The following is a 2,749-nucleotide window of genomic DNA, read 5'->3' as shown; positions in this document are numbered from 1 at the left end:
TTCGCATACAGCGCGGGACTTATAGCTCCCCGAACCCCTCAATAGTTAAATCAAGGCTCATGCTTAACCTCCGATCGGGCGATCGATTTCATTACTGCTTCCCTTGCCAAATTGCTCTGAAAGTAAGTTCACACATCAATGGAGAGCTATCTGTCAGAACAAATAGCCCCAGACAGCAGAAACTTGATTGCCAGGAGAAATCCCGGATGTTCAGGCTTGGTTTCGTCCTATGAAATCCGCTGATCTGATGACTCTTTGTACAGGCGGATGCCGTTCGCCCTTACGGAGAATGCACTCACGAATCAAACAAACTTGATATTCAGAGGGAATTCATTTTCGATTATGGGAGCTTTTTAACTAAAAAAGCCATTTTTTTACTAAAATTGACTATCTTGCCAATGCTCATTCTGCGATCGTGCATCTGCTGATCGCATTTCTACGGGAACCAATCGCTTTCTCAGAGGCTGGACGATCATGCTCAATAAATAGACAACGCCAGCGACTAGAATAATCGTGGCTCCAGAGGTGAGATTGAGCGCATAGGACAGCTATAAACCAATAAACCACTATCGACGACTCCGGGAATGGTATTGAGGGTGCGGTTTAATTCCCCTGGATCGTCAATGCGATCGAATTTTACATCCAGCACTATATTGCCCTGATCGGTAATCACTAGTCCATCTTTGTTGCTGGTGGCCATACGGATTTCCGGTTTTCCTCCCAGCTTTTGAATGGCCCGCATGGCAGGAGTCACCGCAAACGGTAACACCTCGACCGGAACCGGGACAACACCCAGATGATCCACCACTTTGGAGCGATCGACCACCACAATAAACATCTCTGCCAGGGAGTCCACCACTTTTTCCTGGGTATGAGCCGCACCTCCCCCCTTAATCAGATTTTTCTGCGGATCTACAGCATCAGCTCCATCGATCGCGATATCAATATGATCGATATCATCTAAGGTGGTCAGCGGTATTCCATAACGTCTAGCCAGAGCCGCCGCCTGATAGGAGGTGGGAATTCCGCGAATATTGCTTAAGGCTCCTGATCTTAGAAATCCACCCAGATACTGAATGGCAAAAGCTGTGGTGGAACCTGTCCCCAGCCCTATGATCATACCTGACTTGACTCGACAGGCTGCAGCCCTACCCACGGCTTGTTTGACGACTGTGATAGAATCCGATTCCGAGGATAGGGATACCATCAACCTTCGCCTGTTGCCTTGGGAGTGACAAACCAGAAAGGTCCAGTTTCAGTACAGAGATCATCCTGATCGGTTTCATACACCAACAGGCCATCCTCCCGATCCAAAATTAAGGCTTCTCCTAACCGCACAAAGGAGATAAATGGAGCCAGATAGTGAGCCGGACGAGCATCCGTGCAAGTGGGCAGTACGGTTTCCATATAAAATTCGTACCCCACATCCTCAACACTTTCGTAGTAGCGGATCGAGAGATCCTCGACGTCCTTTCCTGGAAAGCGGTTTTGGATGGCTTTCTGTAAGCGCTCCGGAAGAGTTTGAGTAGGAGACAGTAACACTCCAGATTTCATCGTTTGCTCCTCCATAATCGAATTTCAACCCAACTTACCCCTGCCCTAAGCAGGCTCATAGTGTGAGTACCCAGACCTTCAGAAAACTAGCCCACACTTTAACTTTAGACAAACAGTGTGAGGAACTTGTGAGGATATCATTTGTAATGATATGTTATTTTACCGACTGATTGATTGTTTTTGTAGAGTATCTCTAGAGTAGAAGAGATTGTCGAGATTGTTAAAAGACAATGCAGTGATTAATGTGCTTAGAGTCATTTTCTGTGGCGGCTCTATCCAGATCAGGGTTTAGGTATCTAAAGAATTCATCTACCTGCTTTTGCAAATCTGACTTTTTCCTAATTTGATAAAACACGGGGAAAGGATTAGCAATCAGAATGCTGGGCCAATATCATACTAATTTGCCTACAATAGCGATTTATTAAGCAGCCAACATGGAGCGTGTAAGAGGCATAAAATTATTAAGATAGTCAAACTATATGAAAACACCCAAAATATCTCGGACGATATGGCACCTCTTGGTAGGGACGAAGCATTCGGCGGTTCTCCTTGAACAGCAGGAGACGATCGTTATCTGAATGCTACGCCCCTAGAGCAGGTTGCATCTCATCGATACAGACCTGGATTGTAGCGATCGCCACCTTCGACCAAGGCGGGCTCCACTTCTGTCACGGTAAAGTGGTCTAGATTTTTCCGTAAGACTTCGCGTTGTTGTTCCGTTAAGCCCGGAATATCTAACACATCTTGCACATCCTTGTAAGGGGCGTTGTTGACAATCAGTCGGGCCAGATTCGGGTACAGACCAGGATATTGGCGGAAAGCCCGAATATTGCTGTTATTGAGATCCAGTTTTTGGCCAAACTCTGTACTTAGCTTTTCTTCCACCGGATTCTGAGCGACTTGCAAGCGTCCTGAATCCATTGCTGGTGCTGCTACCATTGGTTGAAATGGGGCCAACCATCCCCAAACACAGATACACAATAGTATCGTGAGTAATCCTCGGATGATCCTGTTCATGGTCTTAATCCTTGTATGGAAGGGTTTGTACTAAACTCTGACATGACTATTGCTTGCTCGCATCATGGGTCGGGGTGGCATTCTCCGTTCTAATGGCATGATCGCTTTTGAGACGGTAAAGTTTTTATCTGCCAATTTCACTGCCCGTTGCGCCAGCTAATGGTGAAGCTCACCCTCA

At 46.5% G+C, this 2,749-nt stretch carries 3 protein-coding genes; all 3 read right to left on the bottom strand.

From position 1 onward, the window contains the following. Positions 1-502: 502 nt before the first annotated feature. On the bottom strand, positions 503-1,207 hold the full coding sequence (gene rpiA, locus ACUVQO_RS16690; RefSeq protein WP_445926976.1) for a ribose-5-phosphate isomerase RpiA: 705 nt from the start codon (positions 1,205-1,207) through the stop codon (positions 503-505). Beyond that, the gene (locus ACUVQO_RS16685) at positions 1,207-1,554 is read right to left on the bottom strand and encodes a hypothetical protein (protein ID WP_445926975.1); all 348 of its coding nucleotides are present in this window, start codon (positions 1,552-1,554) and stop codon (positions 1,207-1,209) included. Before ACUVQO_RS16685 ends, rpiA begins: the two co-directional genes overlap by 1 nt. A gap of 606 nt (positions 1,555-2,160) precedes the next feature. Beyond that, positions 2,161-2,571, bottom strand: a complete 411-nt coding sequence (psbU, locus tag ACUVQO_RS16680) for a photosystem II complex extrinsic protein PsbU (protein ID WP_445926974.1) — start codon at positions 2,569-2,571, stop codon at positions 2,161-2,163. Positions 2,572-2,749: the final 178 nt, after the last annotated feature.

This window comes from Leptodesmis sp., assembly GCF_052746595.1.
The sequence above is the reverse complement of the archived record's forward strand: the minus strand, read 5'-3'. Positions and strand labels throughout refer to the sequence as shown.